Origin of the sequence: Caldicellulosiruptor changbaiensis (genome assembly GCF_003999255.1) — a bacterium.
In the GTDB taxonomy this organism is placed as follows: Bacteria; Bacillota; Thermoanaerobacteria; order Caldicellulosiruptorales; family Caldicellulosiruptoraceae; genus Caldicellulosiruptor; species Caldicellulosiruptor changbaiensis.
In genome coordinates this window covers 1,696,184-1,714,291 of sequence record NZ_CP034791.1, presented here as the reverse complement: position 1 = coordinate 1,714,291, position 18,108 = coordinate 1,696,184, and the positions used below count along the sequence as shown (strand labels likewise).

General features: G+C 35.6%; 22 protein-coding genes and 1 riboswitch. Of the genes, 17 read left to right on the top strand and 5 right to left on the bottom strand.

The window, feature by feature from the left end; translation table 11 throughout:
* Window positions 1-63: 63 nt before the first annotated feature.
* The 4 genes from ELD05_RS08525 to ELD05_RS08510 form a co-directional block, all read right to left on the bottom strand.
* On the bottom strand, window positions 64-531 hold the full coding sequence (locus ELD05_RS08525) for an ACT domain-containing protein (RefSeq protein WP_127352094.1): 468 nt from the start codon (window positions 529-531) through the stop codon (window positions 64-66).
* Window positions 532-543: 12 nt separating this feature from the next.
* The gene (gene dapB, locus ELD05_RS08520; protein WP_127352093.1) at window positions 544-1,302 is read right to left on the bottom strand and encodes a 4-hydroxy-tetrahydrodipicolinate reductase; all 759 of its coding nucleotides are present in this window, start codon (window positions 1,300-1,302) and stop codon (window positions 544-546) included.
* Window positions 1,303-1,365: 63 nt separating this feature from the next.
* A complete protein-coding gene (dapA, locus tag ELD05_RS08515) occupies window positions 1,366-2,253 on the bottom strand; it encodes a 4-hydroxy-tetrahydrodipicolinate synthase (RefSeq protein ID WP_127352092.1) in 888 nt (295 codons plus the stop codon).
* 55 nt (window positions 2,254-2,308) lie between these two features.
* Window positions 2,309-3,310 carry an aspartate-semialdehyde dehydrogenase gene (locus tag ELD05_RS08510; RefSeq protein ID WP_127352091.1) on the bottom strand — a complete coding sequence of 334 codons (1,002 nt, stop codon included), beginning with the start codon at window positions 3,308-3,310 and terminating at the stop codon, window positions 2,309-2,311.
* 126 nt (window positions 3,311-3,436) lie between these two features.
* Window positions 3,437-3,620, bottom strand: a riboswitch (Lysine riboswitch).
* Window positions 3,621-3,795: 175 nt separating this feature from the next.
* Here ELD05_RS08510 and ELD05_RS08505 point away from each other — a divergent pair.
* The 12 genes from ELD05_RS08505 (at window position 3,796) to ELD05_RS08450 (ending at window position 14,004) form a co-directional block, all read left to right on the top strand.
* Complete coding sequence (locus ELD05_RS08505) at window positions 3,796-4,194, top strand: nucleotidyltransferase substrate binding protein (protein ID WP_127352090.1); 399 nt, start codon at window positions 3,796-3,798, stop codon at window positions 4,192-4,194.
* Complete coding sequence (locus tag ELD05_RS08500; RefSeq protein ID WP_127352089.1) at window positions 4,191-4,490, top strand: nucleotidyltransferase family protein; 300 nt, start codon at window positions 4,191-4,193, stop codon at window positions 4,488-4,490. The genes ELD05_RS08505 and ELD05_RS08500 overlap by 4 nt, the downstream gene beginning before the upstream one ends.
* Before the next feature lie 6 nt (window positions 4,491-4,496).
* Entirely contained in the window at window positions 4,497-4,970 is a 474-nt protein-coding gene (gene ispF, locus ELD05_RS08495) for a 2-C-methyl-D-erythritol 2,4-cyclodiphosphate synthase (protein ID WP_127352088.1), read from the top strand.
* A 47-nt stretch (window positions 4,971-5,017) separates the two neighbouring features.
* On the top strand, window positions 5,018-6,226 hold the full coding sequence (locus ELD05_RS08490) for a DNA double-strand break repair nuclease NurA (RefSeq protein ID WP_241243441.1): 1,209 nt from the start codon (window positions 5,018-5,020) through the stop codon (window positions 6,224-6,226).
* 19 nt (window positions 6,227-6,245) lie between these two features.
* On the top strand, window positions 6,246-6,830 hold the full coding sequence (locus ELD05_RS08485) for a hypothetical protein (RefSeq protein ID WP_127352950.1): 585 nt from the start codon (window positions 6,246-6,248) through the stop codon (window positions 6,828-6,830).
* A 20-nt stretch (window positions 6,831-6,850) separates the two neighbouring features.
* The gene (locus tag ELD05_RS08480; RefSeq protein ID WP_127352087.1) at window positions 6,851-8,518 is read left to right on the top strand and encodes an ATP-binding protein; all 1,668 of its coding nucleotides are present in this window, start codon (window positions 6,851-6,853) and stop codon (window positions 8,516-8,518) included.
* 31 nt (window positions 8,519-8,549) lie between these two features.
* On the top strand, window positions 8,550-9,809 hold the full coding sequence (locus ELD05_RS08475; RefSeq protein ID WP_127352086.1) for a metallophosphoesterase family protein: 1,260 nt from the start codon (window positions 8,550-8,552) through the stop codon (window positions 9,807-9,809).
* Window positions 9,787-12,402 carry an SbcC/MukB-like Walker B domain-containing protein gene (locus tag ELD05_RS08470; protein WP_241243440.1) on the top strand — a complete coding sequence of 872 codons (2,616 nt, stop codon included), beginning with the start codon at window positions 9,787-9,789 and terminating at the stop codon, window positions 12,400-12,402. The genes ELD05_RS08475 and ELD05_RS08470 overlap by 23 nt, the downstream gene beginning before the upstream one ends.
* A gap of 59 nt (window positions 12,403-12,461) precedes the next feature.
* Complete coding sequence (locus ELD05_RS08465; protein ID WP_039764072.1) at window positions 12,462-12,803, top strand: YbaB/EbfC family nucleoid-associated protein; 342 nt, start codon at window positions 12,462-12,464, stop codon at window positions 12,801-12,803.
* A 17-nt stretch (window positions 12,804-12,820) separates the two neighbouring features.
* Complete coding sequence (gene recR, locus ELD05_RS08460) at window positions 12,821-13,420, top strand: recombination mediator RecR (RefSeq protein ID WP_127352084.1); 600 nt, start codon at window positions 12,821-12,823, stop codon at window positions 13,418-13,420.
* Between the two features lie 65 nt (window positions 13,421-13,485).
* Window positions 13,486-13,737, top strand: coding sequence for a hypothetical protein (locus tag ELD05_RS08455; RefSeq protein ID WP_127352083.1), 252 nt, complete (start codon window positions 13,486-13,488; stop codon window positions 13,735-13,737).
* 81 nt (window positions 13,738-13,818) lie between these two features.
* On the top strand, window positions 13,819-14,004 hold the full coding sequence (locus tag ELD05_RS08450) for a pro-sigmaK processing inhibitor BofA family protein (RefSeq protein WP_127352082.1): 186 nt from the start codon (window positions 13,819-13,821) through the stop codon (window positions 14,002-14,004).
* Here the strand turns inward: ELD05_RS08450 and ELD05_RS08445 are convergent.
* On the bottom strand, window positions 13,945-14,535 hold the full coding sequence (locus ELD05_RS08445; RefSeq protein ID WP_127352949.1) for a hypothetical protein: 591 nt from the start codon (window positions 14,533-14,535) through the stop codon (window positions 13,945-13,947). The two genes, ELD05_RS08450 and ELD05_RS08445, sit on opposite strands and share 60 nt — an antisense overlap.
* Window positions 14,536-14,656: 121 nt before the next feature.
* Here ELD05_RS08445 and ELD05_RS08440 point away from each other — a divergent pair, with 121 nt between their 5' ends.
* From ELD05_RS08440 to fapR, 5 genes are all read left to right on the top strand, one after another.
* Window positions 14,657-15,574, top strand: coding sequence for an NAD-dependent epimerase/dehydratase family protein (locus ELD05_RS08440; protein WP_127352081.1), 918 nt, complete (start codon window positions 14,657-14,659; stop codon window positions 15,572-15,574).
* 72 nt (window positions 15,575-15,646) lie between these two features.
* Window positions 15,647-15,964, top strand: coding sequence for a hypothetical protein (locus ELD05_RS08435; RefSeq protein ID WP_127352080.1), 318 nt, complete (start codon window positions 15,647-15,649; stop codon window positions 15,962-15,964).
* A gap of 81 nt (window positions 15,965-16,045) precedes the next feature.
* A complete protein-coding gene (locus tag ELD05_RS08430; RefSeq protein ID WP_011917127.1) occupies window positions 16,046-16,348 on the top strand; it encodes a DUF1292 domain-containing protein in 303 nt (100 codons plus the stop codon).
* A 129-nt stretch (window positions 16,349-16,477) separates the two neighbouring features.
* Window positions 16,478-17,386: a UTP--glucose-1-phosphate uridylyltransferase GalU gene (galU, locus tag ELD05_RS08425; RefSeq protein ID WP_127352079.1), complete on the top strand. Its 909-nt coding sequence runs from the start codon at window positions 16,478-16,480 to the stop codon at window positions 17,384-17,386.
* Between the two features lie 132 nt (window positions 17,387-17,518).
* A complete protein-coding gene (gene fapR, locus ELD05_RS08420) occupies window positions 17,519-18,106 on the top strand; it encodes a transcription factor FapR (RefSeq protein WP_011917129.1) in 588 nt (195 codons plus the stop codon).
* Window positions 18,107-18,108: the final 2 nt, after the last annotated feature.

Below are 18,108 nucleotides of genomic sequence, written 5' to 3'. Positions count from 1 at the left end.
AAATTCAATATTAAAAAAAGCTGCCCACTTTGAAATTTTCTTATCTGGGCAGCTTTTAAAAGTTTACTCTAATCCAAATCTCTGCTTTATAATCTCAACAGCCTTTTCCTCATCCTTCTGGTCAATCAAATATGAAATGTCAACCTCGCTTGTTGTCACCATCTTAAGCTCAACACCTGCTTCTGCCAAAGTGGTGAAAAGAGATGCTGCAACGCCCGGCAAATCTCTCATAGCTTCACCATAGATACTCAGCTTTGTCAGGTTAGAAATTATGTCAATTCTAAGATGTGGAATCTCCTTTTTGAATTTACTCAGCGCTGAGATTGCCTTTGGCACATTTTCCTCGTCAAGGCTAAATGATAGATTTATATTTCCTTTGTACGGAGCTGTCTGACTAATCATATCAATGTTTATTCCATGGCTTGCCACTTCGTTGAAGATTGAGGCAATCAGATCTATTTTGTTTGGGACATTATCCAATGTTATCATAGCAACGTTTTGGGTGACATTTAAATTTGTCACAGGCTTCAAATTAAAAACACCTCACATTGAATTAATCAAATCACTCATATTATATATACCCGGCTTTTTGTCTTTTATAAACATTGCAGCTCTAATACTACCGTTTGCAAAAACCTCTTTTGAAAGAGCTGTGTGTTTTATCTCTATAATCTCATCCGGGCCCGCAAAAATAACACTGTGCTCACCAACAATTGTACCTCCGCGCACCGAAAAAATTCCTATCTCATTTTGAGCTCTTTTCTTTCTTCTTGTGTGCCTGTCATAGATGTACTCATACGCATTGTTTGCAACCTCATTGATGGCATCTGCAAGCATAAGAGCTGTACCAGAGGGTGCGTCAATCTTCTGATTGTGATGTTTTTCAACAATTTCAATATCAAACTTACTTCCAAGCGTCTTGTATGCCTTTTGTACAAGATCTGCAACAAGGTTAACACCAAGTGACATGTTAGCTGACCAAAAGATTGGTATTTCTTTCGAAAATTCAACAATCTTCGCTTTCTGCTCACTCGTAAAACCTGTTGTGGCAATTACAACTGGTTTTTTCTTTGCCTTTGCAAATTCTAAAATTGCAAGTGTAGCCTCTGGCAGGGAAAAATCAATTATTACATCAAACTCTTCTCGAATTTGAGAAGGATTACTGTAAACAGGATAGTCAAAATTTCTTGTAGTGTTCAAATCAACACCTGCAACAATTGCTATATCCTCATAGGATTTTACAACCTTGCTAACAACCTGACCCATCTTGCCATTGCAACCGTTAAGTAAAACTCTCAGCATTTGTACATCACATCCATTTATGCTTAGTTTTTTAGAGGTGTTTAAAAAGAAAGTACGTATTTTTTACTCCTTTATGTTTATTCCATAGTCAATAAGAGCTTTTTTGAGTACTTCTCTATTTTTCTCAGTCATTGTAGTAAGCGGCAGTCTTGGCCTTCCCACATTGAATCCCATCATATTCATAGCTTCTTTTACAGGTATTGGATTTACCTCAATAAACAATGCTTTGATAATTGGCAGTAGCTTTAGCTGCAGCTCTTTTGCCTTTTCAACCTGACCATTTAGGAAATACTCAACAATGTCATGCGTCTCATCAGGCAGAATGTTAGCCAAAACAGAGATAACACCAATTCCACCAACAGAGAGTACTGGTACAATCTGGTCGTCGTTTCCAGAGTAGATGTCAATGTCAGGGCAGAGCATAGCAATTTCTGCAACCTGTGTAATATTTCCACTTGCTTCTTTAACAGCTCTTATATTAGGAAGTTTTGAAAGCTCCTTCATTGTCTCAGGGAGTAAATTTAGCCCTGTTCTTGATGGCACGTTGTAGACAATTATAGGGATTGAAACAGCATCGTTTATTTCTTTAAAGTGTTCAATCAGACCTTTTTGGGTTGTCTTATTGTAGTAAGGTGTTACATGCAAAAGACCGTCTGCACCAAGTTCTTGTGCCTTTTTGGAAAGATATACAGCATGTTTTGTATGGTTGCTGCCAACACCTGCAATAACAGGTTTTTTGCCAGCTACCCTATCAATGACAAATCTAATCACCTCTAAATGCTCCTCATCTGGCATTGTTGAAGGCTCGCCAGTTGTACCACATACGATGATAGCATCTGTTTTGTGCTCAAGATGAAAATCAACAAGCCTGCCAAGAGCTTCAAAGTCCACACTTTCCTCGTCCTTAAAAGGTGTTATCAAGGCAACACCTGAGCCTTTGAAAATCGGCATAGCAATAAAACCTCCCATTTATTCAAAGCTTTAAATTATGGTCAAACTGAAAAAATTAACTAAAGAAATACTCAATTACCTTTTCAGCTATTTGAACAGCGTTTGTAGCTGCCCCTTTTCTAATATTGTCAGCAACAACCCAAAGGTTTACGCCACTTTCAACAGACTCATCTCTTCTGATCCTTCCAACATACACTTCATCCTTGCCAGATACATAAATTGGCATTGGGTACAAAAGATTTTCTGGGTCGTCCTGAACAACAACACCAGGTGCGTGCTTCAAGGTTTCTTTTAACTCTTCCAAATCAAATTGTTTTTCAAATTCAACATTGATAGACTCACTGTGCCCATTGAATACAGGTACTCTCACTGTGGTAGCTGTGATTTTAATGGAATCATCATGTAAAATCTTTCTTGTTTCGTTTATCATCTTCATCTCTTCTTTTGTATACCCATTTTCTAAGAAAACGTCAATATGAGGAATTACATTTCCTGCAATTGGGTATGGAAATTTCTTTGGTGGTGCACCTTTTAAACCCTCTTCCAGATCTAAATATCCTTGATAGCCAGCACCAGAAACTGCCTGATATGTTGAGTACACAATCCTCTTTATTTTGTACTTGTCATGCAAAGGTTTTAGAACAACAACTGCCTGAATTGTTGAACAGTTTGGATTTGCGATAATTCCTTTGTGCCACTTGATATCCTCTGGATTTACCTCTGGTACAACCAAGGGAACATCTTTCTCCATGCGCCATGCGCTTGAGTTGTCAATTACAATGCAGCCTTTGGAAGCTGCGATTGGTGCAAAGTGAAGAGAGGTAGATGCACCAGCTGAGAAAAGTGCAATGTCTATCCCTCTGTCAAAAGAATCTTCTTTTAGCTCTTCTACAATGTATTCCTTTCCCATAAACTCAACCTTTGTGCCAGCTGACCTGCTTGAAGCAAATAGGTAATATTCCTCAACAGGAAGATTTCTCTCTTCTAACACTTTCAAAAATGTTCTTCCAACCATACCAGTTGCGCCGACTATTGCCATTTTGATTTTCCTTGCCATTTTTGAATTGACCTCCTCTAAAAAATATTTTACTTTACTGCGGCGTATAAAATCAAATAAAACTAAAAAAAGCTGGTTTTTAGCCAGCTTCTGTTAATATATTGTATAAATGGACTATACAATATATTAACAGATAGCGCTCCACCAATTTTTCAATTGGTGACAGTTGCATGGATATTCTCCATGCACCCAGGGAAGTTTCCAAGAAGAAAGAAACTCCCTTCGGCGTCTTTTCCTTTCAGCAGGCTTCATCTGTGTCTTCTTTCACATCCACCTGCCTACTCTTAAAAGACGCGCCTCTATCTATTAATATATTATGAGCTATTCACTTTTTGCGTTTATTTAATAATATCATTTAACCTGCAAGGATGTCAAATTTTTTTGTTTGCTGAACTTGAAATATAATTGCAACCATCTGTGGCTTTTTCATTTTGAAATTGTGATATAATTAATCCAAGGCAAAAACTTTTTGAGGAGAATTTATTATGAATAAAGAAAGAGTTAGAGAAAGGTTGGCTGACTATCAAAAAGCTCTTTTTCGGTTAAAAGAAGCATTGGAAGAAGACACTTCAAATCCGCTATTGTATGATGCAGTGATTCAAAGGTTTGAATTCACCTATGAACTTGCTTGGAAGCTTTTAAAAGCATATCTTGAATTAGAAGGAATTTCAGATGTAAACACACCGCGGAAAGTTTTTAAAGAAGCTTTTTCAGCAGGACTGATTGGTGATGGAGATGCCTGGATTTCTATGATTGAAGACAGGAATTTAACTGTTCACACATATGATGAAAAAATAGCTCAGCAGATATATTTAAGAGTGAAAGAAAAATATTTTTCTAAGTTTTGCGACCTTGAGAGAAAGATGAAAGAGGTGATAGAGTGAGATTTGGAATTCCTGAAGATGTTTTAGATAAAATTGTGGTGGAGTTAAAAAAAAGAAAAAATATTAAAAGAGCATTGTTATTTGGCTCACGAGCAAAAGAAGATTATAAATACAATTCAGATATTGATATAGCCATATTAACAGAAGGAGAAATAGAACCGGGCCTTATGTCAGACTTAGACGAAGCAGCAGGGATTTACAAGATAGATATAATCGATTTTAATAAATTGAGTTGCCAGGCACTTAAGGAGAAAATACTAAAAGAGGGTGTAGTAATTTATGAGAGGGGAGATTAAAGAGCAATGTTCAAAGTAGGTTTTGGTTTTGATGTGCACCGCTTTTCAGAAGGCAGAAAACTAATCTTAGGTGGTGTTGAGATTCCATTTGAAAAAGGGCTTTTAGGACATTCTGATGCGGATGTTTTGATTCACGCAATAATTGATGCCATCCTTGGTGCTATGGGCGAAAATGATATTGGAAGACTTTTCCCTGACACTGATATGAAATACAAGGATATCTCAAGTATCATCCTTTTAAAAGAAGTTTCAAAACTTTTGGAAAACAAGGGTATGAGTATAATTAACATAGATACAACCATAGTAGCCCAAAAACCAAAGATTTCTCCATACACAGATGAGATGAAGACAAACATTGCAAAAGCTTTAAATATTGAAAAAACTCAAGTGAACATAAAAGGGAAAACAACAGAAGGTTTGGGATTTGAGGGAAGAGAGGAAGGAGTTTCAGCTTACGCTGTGGTTCTATTACACGAATAAATGTTTGATAAATTTCATTTATAATGATATAATTTAAGTGATTAATGATGGTCGATTACATTAGGGATAGTGGATGTGAGAAAATGTTAGATTTACACAATTTAGTCCAGCAGATAAGTGAAAAGAAGAATGTGATATTGGAAAAGGAAAAAGAGATAAAAGAAAATATTCATGAGGTTTTTAAGTTTTTGAGCTTTTTAGATGGTCAAAAGATAGAAAAGGTGCTTTCTAAAATTCCAAGGAAGGACGAGAAAAACGAAATCTTATTTTGTCTTCCATATTATAGCAATTTCGATGAATTCATGAAGGGGTTTTCTTGTGAGGTTCAGACAAATTATGAGGTATTTGCGGTGGATGGCAGCAATACAGAGATTGACAGACATATCTCACAGCCTTACTACCTTTTGAACATTGCCTGTGTAGAAATTACTTATGACAATGAAAATAGCAATTTTAATTACCAAACATATCCTTACATTTACCTTGATGAAGAGCTTTACTCAAGAAAAGAAGCTCAGGCAATCAAAAGCCCATCAGAAATCTCAAGAGAAAGACAAACAAAAGAGTACATGGCTATTTTAGAGTATGTTGAAAACTCTTTACCAAAAAGTGAGCTAAGACTTGTTCTTTATGATGGAAATCTCATTGATTGGACACAAGACAGGCAGGGTTTACGCTTTGGCAGAAGAGCAAATCTTGAGCTTGAAAGGATTTTTAGTGTGGCAAAACAAAAAAACATAGCAGTTTGTGGTTTTATCTCAATGCCAAAGAACTCTATTATTTCTAATCTTTATAGGATATATAACTGTGAGAAAATGAGGATTGATTGTAAGGAGTGCAGCAGAGAAGAAAAGAGAAATTGTGAAAAGATAGAGAGAATAAGAGATGTATTTTTGTTTTCGCACCTAAGAAGTGGGCAGCACTCTAATGTATTTTACACCTTAGGAAGAGCATTTGACGAGTTTGAAGACATGGATATTACCTTTGTTTACCTTGCAACTGGCTACGAGATTGCACGAATAGAAATTCCTGTTTATGTTGCAAAAGATGAAAAATGGCTTAAAAAATGTATCGGTGCAATATATCACCAGTGCCAGGTTGGGTTTGGTTATCCTATATCACTTACCCATGCTCATGAGTTTTCTACTATCTCACATCAGGACAAAGCAGCTATAGAAAATATGCTTTTGGGGGTTGGAGATGCTATTTTGCCATATTCTGCAAAGAAGAATAATAAGGTCAAGAGGATAGTATAAAAAAGGAGTTGTGCTGGTGATGGCAGTTGGTGAGATAATTGACATTTCTTTTACTCAAATTACATGTGAAGCAAAGGACCTTGATAATATTCCTACAGCCGGCCAGTTTATAAAATTTGAGCTTGATAACTACAAGGTCTTGGGGTGTGTTACAAGGTATGACATAGGAAGTATATCACAAGAAGGATATCCGCGGGCCTTGTGGAAGACACCTGATGAGCTGAAAAGGTTTTATCCGCAGCTTGAGCAGATTTTAAAAGGTTATTTTAAGTGCATAATCCTTGGCTTTATATCAAATGGCAAGTTCATAAACTGCCTTCCGGACAGAAGTATAAGGCTTCACACAATGGTTGAGTTAGCAGACAAAAAGGATATACTTTTGGCAACACAAAGCAGTTTATTTCTAAACTCTGTTATAAAAGCAAAGGATGTTGATATTGTTGAGGTAATTCCGTGGATGCTCTACTTTGCCTATATTGCAAGAGAAAAGGATTATGAGTACATAGAACATATGGGGAAAGAGCTCAACGCATATCTTAAATATGACTTAAATCTTCTTACTCCTATTGTTGAAAGACTGGAAAATTTAATTTCTCACTTATAGCAAAAAAGGGTGAATGAAAGATGCCAGAAAAGTTTTATACTGAGCAAAAGATTGGCAAAGTCATAGGCGGTTCATTTTTAGAAGGGCTTGCAATAAAGGTTGAAGATGATTCTATCATTGAGGATACAAGAATAGGTAGCATCTTGGTTAGCCAAACAGAAAAGAAAAAGTACTATTGTATGCTCACTGATATGGTCATAGAAGGTATGAACAAGCAATCTTTAACTGAGCTTCCAAGAGGCACTGAATTTTCTCTTTTAAATAGAATCACAAGAGGAACTTCAATTTACACAATATTTAAGGCCCAGCCTATTCTTGCATTTGACTTGCAAGAAGGTAAAAACCAGCCAATTAGAAATATTCCTCTTCATGCATCAAGCGTGAGAAAGGCAACATATGATGATATCCAAGATGTATTTGGAAGTTTTGAAAAGGATCCAAAGCGTTTTTTCCCTATCGGAAATGTTCTGGACATGGACGAAAGTACGCAGGTGTGTATTGACATAGACAGGTTCATTGAAAGAAGCAGTGGTATTTACGGTCGAACAGGCACAGGAAAGTCATTTATTGCAAGGCTTATAATGGCAGGGATTATTCTTTCTGATAAGGCGTCTTTGCTGATATTTGATGCGCACTCAGACCACGGTCCAGATAGCGTTGATGAGGAAAACCATCATGTAAAAGGTTTAAAAAGTCTTTTTGGAAACAAAATGCAGATAATGACAATTGAGAGCAGTTCAGTAAACAGGGCAGGAGTGCTTCCAATTGAGATTGATGTGAGAGATGTTGAGGTTGAGGACATCTTGTCAATCTCTGAAGAGCTAAACTTAAATGAAACAGCTGAACAAGTGATGATTGCACTTAAAAATAAGTTAGAGGCCCAAGGAAGACATTGGCTTCAGGAAATCTTGGTAAATGGTGAGGAGCTTGCTGAGGAGTTTAAAGACAGTGAGGCTATTGTCAACAGAAGTTCACTTTTAGCGCTTATAAGAAAACTTTCTGTATTAAAAGAGCTTCCTTATCTTAAGTACGACAGAAGTCCTGGAACAAATTCTATTGATATAATCCTTGATTATCTTCAAAAAGGAATTAGCGTTGACATAACCTTTGGCAAAGGAGACAAGCTCCTAAACTACTTATTTGTCACAAATGTATTGTCAAGAAGAATATACAATAAATACATGGAGATGTACGAAAAACACATCTCAAACAGAAAAAAATATCCAGCACCAAGACCGCTTGTTATTGCAATTGAGGAAGCACACAGATTTTTATCACCGGATGTTGCAAAACAGACAATATTTGGCACAATAGCAAGAGAGATGAGAAAGGCAAAGGTAAGTCTTATGTGCATAGACCAGCGTCCATCTCAGATAGACAGTGAGATTGCCTCACAAATAGGTACAAGGGTGATTTTAGCACTTTCTGATGAAGCGGACATTGCAAGTGCGCTTGCTGGCATGAAAAATAGTAAACAACTGAGGGCTATTGTTGAGTCTCTTGATTCAAAACAGCAGGCACTTGTGATTGGTCATGCTGTTCCAATGCCAATTGCAATAAAAACAAGAGGGTATGACCAGAGCTTTTATGATTTTGTTTCGATTTACAGTCCAAAGAGCGATGTTGAAGACAATTACAGAAAGGCACTTGAAGCCTCTGAAGAGTTTTTGAAAGATATGGAGTATTAAAAAGTCTTTTAAAATAAAGGGTGAAATATAAATGCCAATACGAGGTGTTCACACAGCAGACCTTCATTTTGGTGTGACAACATATAGCAAAGAGACTCCAGATGGGCTGGGGTCGCGTGTTCATGATTTTTTCAGGACATTTGATAGAATCTTAGAGTATATAAGGCAAAACCATATAGACCTTTTGCTCATCACTGGTGATATATTCAAGGACAGAGAGCCGAACTCTACCTTGCGAAATATGTTCTACAAAAGGGTTGTTGAGATTGCAAAAGAAGGCGTATTGGTTGTAATAGTACCTGGGAATCATGACATGCACCCGTTTGAGGCAAAACATCATTCAGTCAAGGTTTTTGAAATATTCGAGCAAGAAAATATTGTTGTGATGGATAAGCTTTTTGAAACAAGGGTGTTTGATATAAAGGGAGAAAAACTCAGAGTTATAGCTGTACCCTATCTTTACCTTGAAAGGTTTATAGATAAAACAATCCCTGAGAAGATTGAGCAGCTTGAACAAAACATTGCAAATTTCTTCGAAGAAAAATTGACAGAGGTTTTAGACTCCTCAAGAGATGATATACCGACAATCTTGGCAGGCCATTTTACAGTCAATGAAGCTGAAGTTGGCAGTGAAAGAATGATTATGATAGGGAAAGATGTAAAAGTACCGCTTTCTGTGCTTTTGCATCCAAAACTTAAGTTTGTTGCACTTGGACATATTCACAAGCCCCAGATTTTAAATTCCAAAAATCCGGCAGTTGTGTACTGTGGCTCGCCTGACAGAATAGACTTTTCAGAAACACAAGACCAAAAAGGTTTTGTGGTATTTGAAATAGGCAGAGAAAATTTTTGGTTTGAGTTTAAGCCTGTTGTTGTCAGGCCTTTTTATCAGCTTGAAATTGATTTGTTTGAGGCAAATGGTGATGTAGAAAAAGTGCTCATTTCAGAGATAGACAAAAAAATAAAGAAATTAGAAGAAAACTCATCTGCTAACATTAAAGCATCGGTTGTAAAGCTTATAATAAGGACACAGAGTTTGCTAAAAGAAAGACTTAGTTTGACCAAAGTAGAAGAGCACTTAAAAGATAGGTGTTTCATTTTAGCCCCAATTGAGATAGAAGTTACTGATGCCAAAAGAGATTTTAGAATTGTCGAGGTTGATGAAAAATCAGATCCTATTTTTGCATTTGAAAGGTTTTTATCTGCAAGCCCAAAGTATAAAGATATAAAAAGCAAAGATGATGTGGTTGCGACATTTAAATCCTTGTTTGAAGAGGTACAAGGTGACTAAAAAAGGTGGGGGATCAATTTTGAGACCACTTTATTTGAAGATTGAGAATTTTAAATCATATGGTGAAAGTTTCAATGAGATTGACTTTAAAAATATCAAGGTTGCATGTATTGTAGGTAAAAATGGAAATGGAAAGTCATCTATTGCAGAGGCAATTGCATGGGCACTTTTCGGGGAATTTGAAAGGCTTCAGACTGGCAAGCGGGGCAAAATCTCAGAGACAGAGTATATAAACTCACATAAAGATTACATGCAGGTTGAGTTTGAGTTTGAGATAGATAAGCTTGTGTACAGGGTTGTGAGAAGGCTTGATAGAAGAGGGAAAAAATATCTTTCTCTTTTTATCAAGAAAAACGATGTGCTTATTCCAATTAGTGAAGCAAACTATACCCAGACACAAAACAGACTGGAAAGGATTTTAGGGATAGACTTTAACGTGTTTTTACACTCGGCATACCTTTCTCAAAAGCGAACAGAAGACTTTTTGTTATCATCACCAGAGGAGAGGCGCGAGATTTTAGCTAAGATTTTGAACCTCAGCGTGTATGACAGAATAAATGAGCTTGCAAAGGAAAAGAGGAAAGAAAAAAAGGTAGTGCTTGATCTCAAAATCAAGGAAAGTGAAGAGAAGATAAAAATTACTTGTGAAGAAGAGAGTATCAAAACATCTATCTTAGAGCTTGAAGAAAAATCAAAGAAGATTGCAGGCGAGTTAGATGCGCTTAAAAATGAGCTAAATAGTCTTATATTTCAAAAATATGAAACAGAGCAAAACCTCAAGACCATTGAAGAAAAGAAAAAAGAAAGAGAAGAGATTAAAAGAAAACATGAGAATATAAAACAGAGGATTGAAGATAGCAAAAAAGAGCTTTCAAAGATAGAAGATGAGCTAAAAAGTGAACCTGAAATAACTTTAAAAGCAAGAGAATATGAGACTCTCAAAAACAATTTAGAAGCTCTTAAAAAAGACTATGATACATTTGTGAAACTGAAGAATGACATAGCGCTTATTGAAAAGGAGATAAGTGGGAAGATAGAGCAAAAAAAGATATTTGAAAAATCTGTGAAAGAGACTACTGCAAAGCTTGGCAACGAAAACTCGGAGCTTTCTAAGTATGATGAAGAGTTAAAAAAGTCAGAAATTGAGATTTCCAACGTTGAGAAAGAGCTTGAGAAGGTTAAAGGACTAAAGCAAGAATTAGAAGTAAAAAGAGAGGAGATTACAAAGATTGAGAAGTTTTTAGAAGTAGTTGATAGTAAGCTTAAAGAACTTGCAACAAGCTATAAGTTAATTGAGTCAAATAAAGGAAAATGTCCTGTATGTTTGCGCGAGATAAATGGCGAAGAGGAAAAGGAGCATATTAAGAGAGAAATAGCATCTCAAGGGAAGGAGTACAAAGAAAAGAAAGAAAAATTAAATACAAAGCTATCAAGCCTTAAAAAAGAGTATCAAGAGCTTGAAGAAAAGGTAAAACAAGAAGAGGTTTTACGCACAAAAGAGAAGAAGCTTCATGGTGCATATGAAAATTTAAAGGCAAAAATAGAGCAAAAAAAACAAAATATCAAAAACTTACAAGATTCAATTTTTCACGATGAACAAAATATAAAAGTCTGTGAGCAGGAAATAATAAAACTTGAGTTAAAACTAAAAGATTTAAAGGATGAACTTGATAGATTAAACTTTAATGAGGAAGATTACAATGCTCATTTACAAAAGGTAAAAGAGCTTGAGGTATATCAAAATTTACTAAAAACAATAGAGATAAACAAGGTAAAGGCAGAGAATCTGAAAAAGAATATGCTTGAGTATCAAAAGGAGGAAGATGAACTTTCAAAGAAGATTCAAGAGATAGACAAAGAATTATCTAATATGCTTTCTCAATCATTAGACGAAAAACTTACAAAGATTAAATCAGATATAAATAGTTATGAGACCAAAATCAATCAGCTTCAAGAAGATTTAAACTCTGTCTTAAAAGAAATAGGCATTTTTGAGCAGAAGCTCAGCCAAGTCAAAGAGGCAAAGGAAAAGCTGCTTGTACTTGAAAAAGAGATAGAAGGGATAAAAAGAGAAATAGAAATTTATGATATCATCATTGACATAACTGGTCCTGATGGAATTAAAAATGAGATAATTGCAAACACGCTGCCACTTGTCAGGGATGAGGCAAACCGGCTTTTAAAACTTTTGACAAACGGGGCTTTTTCAATTGATTTTAAAACACAAAAGGAAATGGCCTCTGGTAAGACAATAGAAACACTCCAAATAGAGATTTCAGATAAAAATGGTACAAGAAACTACGAACTTTTTTCAGGGGGCGAACTTTTCAGAATCAACTTTGCTATTCGGATAGCTCTTGCAAAGGTACTTTTAAAAAGAGCAGGTGCCTCAATTAAAATGCTAATCTTGGACGAGGGTTTTGGGTCACAGGATGAAGAAGGGAAAGACCACATAATAGAGTGTTTAAATCAAATCAAGGACCAATTTGATACAATACTTGTAATAACCCATATTGAGGATTTGATGGACGCGTTTGACCAGAGGATAGTTGTAAAAAAAGATGTGGAAGGGTCCAAAATTTTTGTTGTATAATATATGAGTATTTTCAAATGTTGAAGCTATAATGCAAAAATGAGGAGGTAAAAAAGAACATGGCAAAAAACAGGTTTCCAGGACTTGGTGGCGGTTTTAACATAAATCAGCTTCAAAAACAGGCAAAAAAGATGCAAGAGGAGATTGAAAAGCTACAAGAAGAGTTAAACCAAAGAGAAGTTGAAGCTACTGCAGGTGGCGGTGCTGTAAAGGTTGTTATAAATGGTAAAAAGGAGATTAAAAGTATTGAGATTTCACCAGAGGTTGTTGACCCAGATGACATTGAAACACTTCAGGATCTGATAGTTGCATGTGTAAATGAGGCAATTAGAAAGGTTGAAAAAATGATAGAAGAAGAGATGCAAAAGGTAGCAGGTTTTGGGTTTCCAGGTCTTTTTTAAGATGAGGTTGATATAATATGCAGGCAAAAGAAAATGCTATCTCAAAACTTATCCAGCAGCTCGAAAAACTGCCTGGCATAGGCCAAAAAACTGCACAGAGGCTTGCTTTTTATATAATTAATATGAAAAATGAAGATGTAAAAGCATTGGCAGAGGCAATCTTAAGTGCCAAAAATAGCACAAAATTGTGCAAAATATGTTGCAACTTTACAGAAGATGATATTTGTCATATATGCAGTGACGATAAAAGAGACAGAAGCATAATTTGTGTTGTTGAGGAGCCTCAGGATGTTGTAGCCCTTGAAAAGGTAAAGGAGTACAAAGGACTTTACCATGTACTGCATGGTGCAATATCACCGCTCAAAGGTAAATATCCTGAACAGCTGACAATTGATGTTCTTCTAAAAAGACTTGCTGATACTAATGTAAAAGAAGTAATAATTGCTACAAACCCGGATGTGGATGGTGAGGCAACAGCGTCATACTTGGCAAGACTTATAAAGCCAATGGGTATTAAAGTGACAAGAATTGCCCGTGGTATTCCGGTTGGCGGCGATATTGAATACGCAGATGAGGTAACAATTCTTAAAGCAATAGAAGGAAGAAAAGAAATTTAGTGTTATATCAAAGCAAATATTGGTGCATAATATATAACAGAAATATTTTATAGGCAGTTTGAAAGATGAATATGGAAGTTTTAAGCATTATTTCAAACCAGGCATCTAATGATGAACTGCTTTTGCAGATTAAAAAACAAAAAGGAAAGGATTATGAGTACTTACTCAGATACGTAAAAGGACTTTTAGAAGGTGCAAATACTCTTTTTAACTACTCTTCAGACCAGGATTTAATTGAGATTGCTATCTACCAGCAGATACTTGCTGAAAAGTGGCTAAACTACTTGTATAAACTACTAAAAAAGAACCCTCAGTAAAAAAGAGGGTTCTTTTTATTTTTGGTTTTACATAAAATAGATTAAAGAAACTATTTCTTAAGGAAGATATTAAATTACAAGATGAAAATATTGGATTTTCTAATTAGATTTTTGTTCACTTGCTGTTTTATTGTGCTTTTTAATTTCTTATTTGAACCATACGGACTTCACATTGGATTTAACATTATAAACCTTGCAGTTGGTACATTAATAGGATTTCCCGGTTTTACCTTGCTTTTTATTCTGGCCTTTCTTTTTTGGAAGTAGAGAGTATTCAGGAAGTTTAACTTTTCCTTTTGCCTCAAGGATTCCAATTGCATAACCTAAGAATGAGGCTACTGGCAAAAAAGCTGCTACTATCCAGTATGAAATCACAATTGGAGATTTTGAATGCATATTTTTAGCGACCTCATCTGCGTAGGAGAAAATTCCAATAAATGGTGAGTTCCAGAGCCTATATACTACATTCAGCCAGTGTGTTTTAAGAAGACCTTTGTCATTTAAAGACACATTTATAGAGGCAAGGTAAGCAAAAACTATACTTGGAATAGTAGAGATGATAATTGACAGTGTAGCAGCACTTAAAGGCAGAGCATCTCTTTTCTTTGCATGATATCTTCCGCTTGAAAAGTTTCCATACAGATACAATATAGAAATAACAATTCCGCTAATTAATTGGGAAATAGTTCCTCTAAAAAGCGAGAAATATAAGTACATAAATGCGATAAAGATGATTGTTGTTAAAAAATGGTTTTTAAGAATATGTAAACCGTAGAGAATGACCTTTTTTGTATTCATTTTATTTATTAACAAAGCCTCCTTTGAAATTTCTCATCTCTAATATTATATCAGAGTTTGCAATTAAGTTAAATTAGAGATATACTTTTTTTATGATTTTTTTAAAAAGGAGTGTAAGTTTTTGGCTGTACTTGTGACAGGTGGTGCAGGCTTTATTGGCTCACATATTGTAGACAAGTTGATTGAGAAGGACTATGATGTGTGTGTTGTTGATAATTTGATTTCAGGGGATCTTAGAAATATAAATCCAAAAGCCAAATTTTATAAACTTGACATTCGAGATAACTTGGAAGATGTATTTAAAGAGAACAAAATTGAATATTGTATTCATCAGGCAGCACAGGTAAGTGTGACAAAGTCAATGGAAGACCCAATTTTGGACTGTAGCGTAAATATTTTGGGTACGCTGAATTTATTGAGTTTTTGCGCAAAGTACGAGATAAAAAAGTTTATCTATGCTTCATCAGCTGCGGTCTATGGTGAGCCTCAGTATCTTCCTATAGATGAAAATCACCCAAAAAATCCGATGTCATTTTACGGGATATCTAAGCTCACGGCAGAAAAGTATATAGAGAGATTTGCACAAAGTTATGGCTTTGAGTATGTTATCTTCAGATATTCAAATGTCTATGGACCAAGGCAGGACCCATTTGGAGAAGGTGGAGTTGTTTCAATATTTTGTGAGAGAATGCAAAATGGCAAAGATGTTGTGATTTTTGGTGATGGCAATCAAACTCGAGATTTTATATTTGTAGAAGATGTTGCTGAAGCAAATTATCTTGCACTTCAAAATCCGATAAAAGGTACATTTAATTTGAGTACAAATACAAGAGTTTCTATAAATGAGCTATTTGAAATAATTTCAGGCTTGACAGGATATCAAAAAAGTGCTGTATATACGCAAAAAAGACCAGGGGATATTCAGCACAGCACGCTTGACAACAGTTTACTAAAAAGTCTGCTTTCATGGAGTCCAAAATATTTATTAAAAGAAGGACTTGAAAAAACCATTGAATATTTTAAAAATAAATCTGTTTAACAAAAGCTAAATGAGGGTATCATTATATTGTTAAAAAAATGAAACCATCTTTAGAAAAGGGGTAGTCTTGAGATGATAAAAAGAGGCTTTAGATATCAAACAGGTGAGATTGAAGAGGTTGCAAAGCTTTTGAAAGAAGGAAATATTCCTGAGGTTGACATTGACTTTGAGAGGGAGATTGAAGAGGTTATATCTGACCTGAAGGCGTATGGGTTTGAGGTTGCCAAAGAAAATAGCTATGACTATGATGCGGTTGATAAGATAGAGCATCCAGATTTTATGTTCAGGTTAAAGCTGATTGACACGGCTACTGGTAAGACTTGCTTTGTAGACTTTTACGAAGGGCCAAAGGATGAGGATGATGGTTATGATGAAATTTGGTGGGGATAATATATTGTAAATGAATTTCATGTTGACATGTGCCATTTTTTGTATTACAATAATCTATATTTAGAAAAGAGGTGAAATTATATGGATATGTTTGCAGACAATGTTGTAACATTAGTAGACGAGGAAGGAAGAGAGATATCATTTGAAATGCTTGATAAGGTCAATTACAATGGTAATGACTATATAGTCCTTCTTCCTTTAGAAGAGATTGAAAAGGAAGACGAAGAGGCAGAGGTCATCATACTGCGAATTGAAGATAGAGACGGAGAAGAGGTCTATGTTGGTGTAGAAGATGAGGAGGAGCTTGAAAACGTATTTGAAATCTTCCAGTCCCGCTTTGATGATGAAGACTTTGACATGTATGATGAAGAAGACGAAGAATAATTGAGAAAATAAAGCACGACCAATTTTTATGGTCGTGCTTTATTTTTTTTGTTGTAAAATATGGTATAATAATAACTATAAAGTTAAATTTTATTCTTGACAAAAAATTTAAAGAGGGTGGCAAGTAGAATGAAAAGGCTTATAAAAAAGGCAATCATTCCTGCAGCAGGACTTGGGACAAGGTTTTTGCCTGCAACAAAGGCCCAGCCCAAAGAGATGCTTCCTATTGTTGACAAGCCTACAATACAGTATATAGTTGAAGAGGCGTTAGAATCGGGAATAGAGAGCATTTTAATAGTCACAGGACGCGGCAAAAGAGCTATAGAAGACCATTTTGACAAGTCGTTTGAGCTTGAGGTTGCTCTTGAGAACAAAAAGGACTTTGACAATCTTCAGATGATAAGAAAGATTGCTGATTACAATGTACATTATATCCGCCAAAAAGAGCCAAGGGGTTTGGGTGATGCTGTGTACTGTGCAAGGCTTTTTATTGACAATGAGCCATTTGCTGTACTTTTAGGTGATGACATAATTATATCAGAAAAGCCTTGTTTAAAACAGCTAATTGAGGTGTACGAAGAGTACAGGACAACAATTTTGGGTGTTCAAAAAGTACCAGATGAAGATGTTAGCAAATACGGAATTGTTGCAGGAAAGCAGATTGAAGAGAGAATTTACAAGGTAAAAGACCTTGTTGAGAAGCCAAAGAAGGAAGAATCACCTTCAAATATTGCTGTTTTAGGAAGATACATAATCACACCAGAGATTTTAAACATATTGGAACACACAAAAGAAGGAATTGGAGGAGAGATTCAACTAACTGATGCCTTAAGAGAGCTTTCCCAAAAGGAGGCTATGTACGCTTATGAGTTTGAAGGAAAAAGATATGATGTTGGAAACAAACTTGGGTTCTTGCAGGCAACAGTTGAAATTGCACTTTCAAGAGAAGATATCGGAAAAGATTTTTATAACTATCTTGTCACAATTGTAAATGCTAAAGATTATAAAGAAAAATTAAGTCAATTAGAAAAGATTTAAAACCTTTTTCCTGGCCACTTTCAAAAAGTGGCTTTTTTGTTATTGAAAATTAAGTCATATTTTTATATAATATTGGCATAAGAATTTAATACCTGATATTAATATCAAATATTAAATCATGGTGATAAAGACATGGCAAAGTTATCCAGGAAGGAAAGACACAGGTTGCTGCTACAGAAAATAAAAGAAAATCCGTTTATAACAGATGAGGAACTTGCAGAGGAGTTTGGTTGTTCTGTCCAGACAATTAGGCTTGACAGGGCTATATTGGACATCAAAGAGGTAAGAGAAAGAATAAAAGAGATGGCAAAAGAAAGTCTTGGAAAGCTCAAAACTATCTCACCACGGGATGTTGTTGGTGAGATAATTGACATAGAGCTTGGCAGCTATGCTATTGCCACTTTTGAGCCAGAGCTTTGGATGACCTTTTCAAATTCTCAGATGGTAAAAGGGCAGCATATCTATGCGTTTGCAGAGTCCATTGCAATGTCTGTGATTGACGCAAAAGCAGCACTCATCGGTATTGCAAATATCAAGTACAAAACGCCTGTCTTTGCAAATGACAGGCTTGTTGCCAGAGCTGAGCTAAAGAAGAAGAGAAATAACAAGTATATAGTATGGGTGTTTATCAAAAGAAACAATGAAGAGGTCTTTAGAGGTAAGTTTATCCTTGTTGCAATAGATGATGAAAACAAAGAAACAGGCCAGACAGGAGTGTAGGG

What these genes read in the sequence shown, in the direction of transcription:
- dapB (WP_127352093.1), bottom strand. Translation starts at nt 1,302, where the DNA reads ATGCTGAGAGTTTTACTTAACGGTTGCAATGGCAAGATGGGTCAGGTT.
- dapA (WP_127352092.1), bottom strand. Translation starts at nt 2,253, where the DNA reads ATGCCGATTTTCAAAGGCTCAGGTGTTGCCTTGATAACACCTTTTAAG.
- ELD05_RS08510 (WP_127352091.1), bottom strand. Translation starts at nt 3,310, where the DNA reads ATGGCAAGGAAAATCAAAATGGCAATAGTCGGCGCAACTGGTATGGTT.
- ELD05_RS08505 (WP_127352090.1), top strand. Translation starts at nt 3,796, where the DNA reads ATGAATAAAGAAAGAGTTAGAGAAAGGTTGGCTGACTATCAAAAAGCT.
- ispF (WP_127352088.1), top strand. Translation starts at nt 4,497, where the DNA reads ATGTTCAAAGTAGGTTTTGGTTTTGATGTGCACCGCTTTTCAGAAGGC.
- ELD05_RS08490 (WP_241243441.1), top strand. Translation starts at nt 5,018, where the DNA reads ATGGTCGATTACATTAGGGATAGTGGATGTGAGAAAATGTTAGATTTA.
- ELD05_RS08485 (WP_127352950.1), top strand. Translation starts at nt 6,246, where the DNA reads ATGGCAGTTGGTGAGATAATTGACATTTCTTTTACTCAAATTACATGT.
- ELD05_RS08480 (WP_127352087.1), top strand. Translation starts at nt 6,851, where the DNA reads ATGCCAGAAAAGTTTTATACTGAGCAAAAGATTGGCAAAGTCATAGGC.
- ELD05_RS08475 (WP_127352086.1), top strand. Translation starts at nt 8,550, where the DNA reads ATGCCAATACGAGGTGTTCACACAGCAGACCTTCATTTTGGTGTGACA.
- ELD05_RS08465 (WP_039764072.1), top strand. Translation starts at nt 12,462, where the DNA reads ATGGCAAAAAACAGGTTTCCAGGACTTGGTGGCGGTTTTAACATAAAT.
- recR (WP_127352084.1), top strand. Translation starts at nt 12,821, where the DNA reads ATGCAGGCAAAAGAAAATGCTATCTCAAAACTTATCCAGCAGCTCGAA.
- ELD05_RS08455 (WP_127352083.1), top strand. Translation starts at nt 13,486, where the DNA reads ATGAATATGGAAGTTTTAAGCATTATTTCAAACCAGGCATCTAATGAT.
- ELD05_RS08450 (WP_127352082.1), top strand. Translation starts at nt 13,819, where the DNA reads ATGAAAATATTGGATTTTCTAATTAGATTTTTGTTCACTTGCTGTTTT.
- ELD05_RS08445 (WP_127352949.1), bottom strand. Translation starts at nt 14,535, where the DNA reads ATGAATACAAAAAAGGTCATTCTCTACGGTTTACATATTCTTAAAAAC.
- ELD05_RS08435 (WP_127352080.1), top strand. Translation starts at nt 15,647, where the DNA reads ATGATAAAAAGAGGCTTTAGATATCAAACAGGTGAGATTGAAGAGGTT.
- ELD05_RS08430 (WP_011917127.1), top strand. Translation starts at nt 16,046, where the DNA reads ATGGATATGTTTGCAGACAATGTTGTAACATTAGTAGACGAGGAAGGA.
- galU (WP_127352079.1), top strand. Translation starts at nt 16,478, where the DNA reads ATGAAAAGGCTTATAAAAAAGGCAATCATTCCTGCAGCAGGACTTGGG.
- fapR (WP_011917129.1), top strand. Translation starts at nt 17,519, where the DNA reads ATGGCAAAGTTATCCAGGAAGGAAAGACACAGGTTGCTGCTACAGAAA.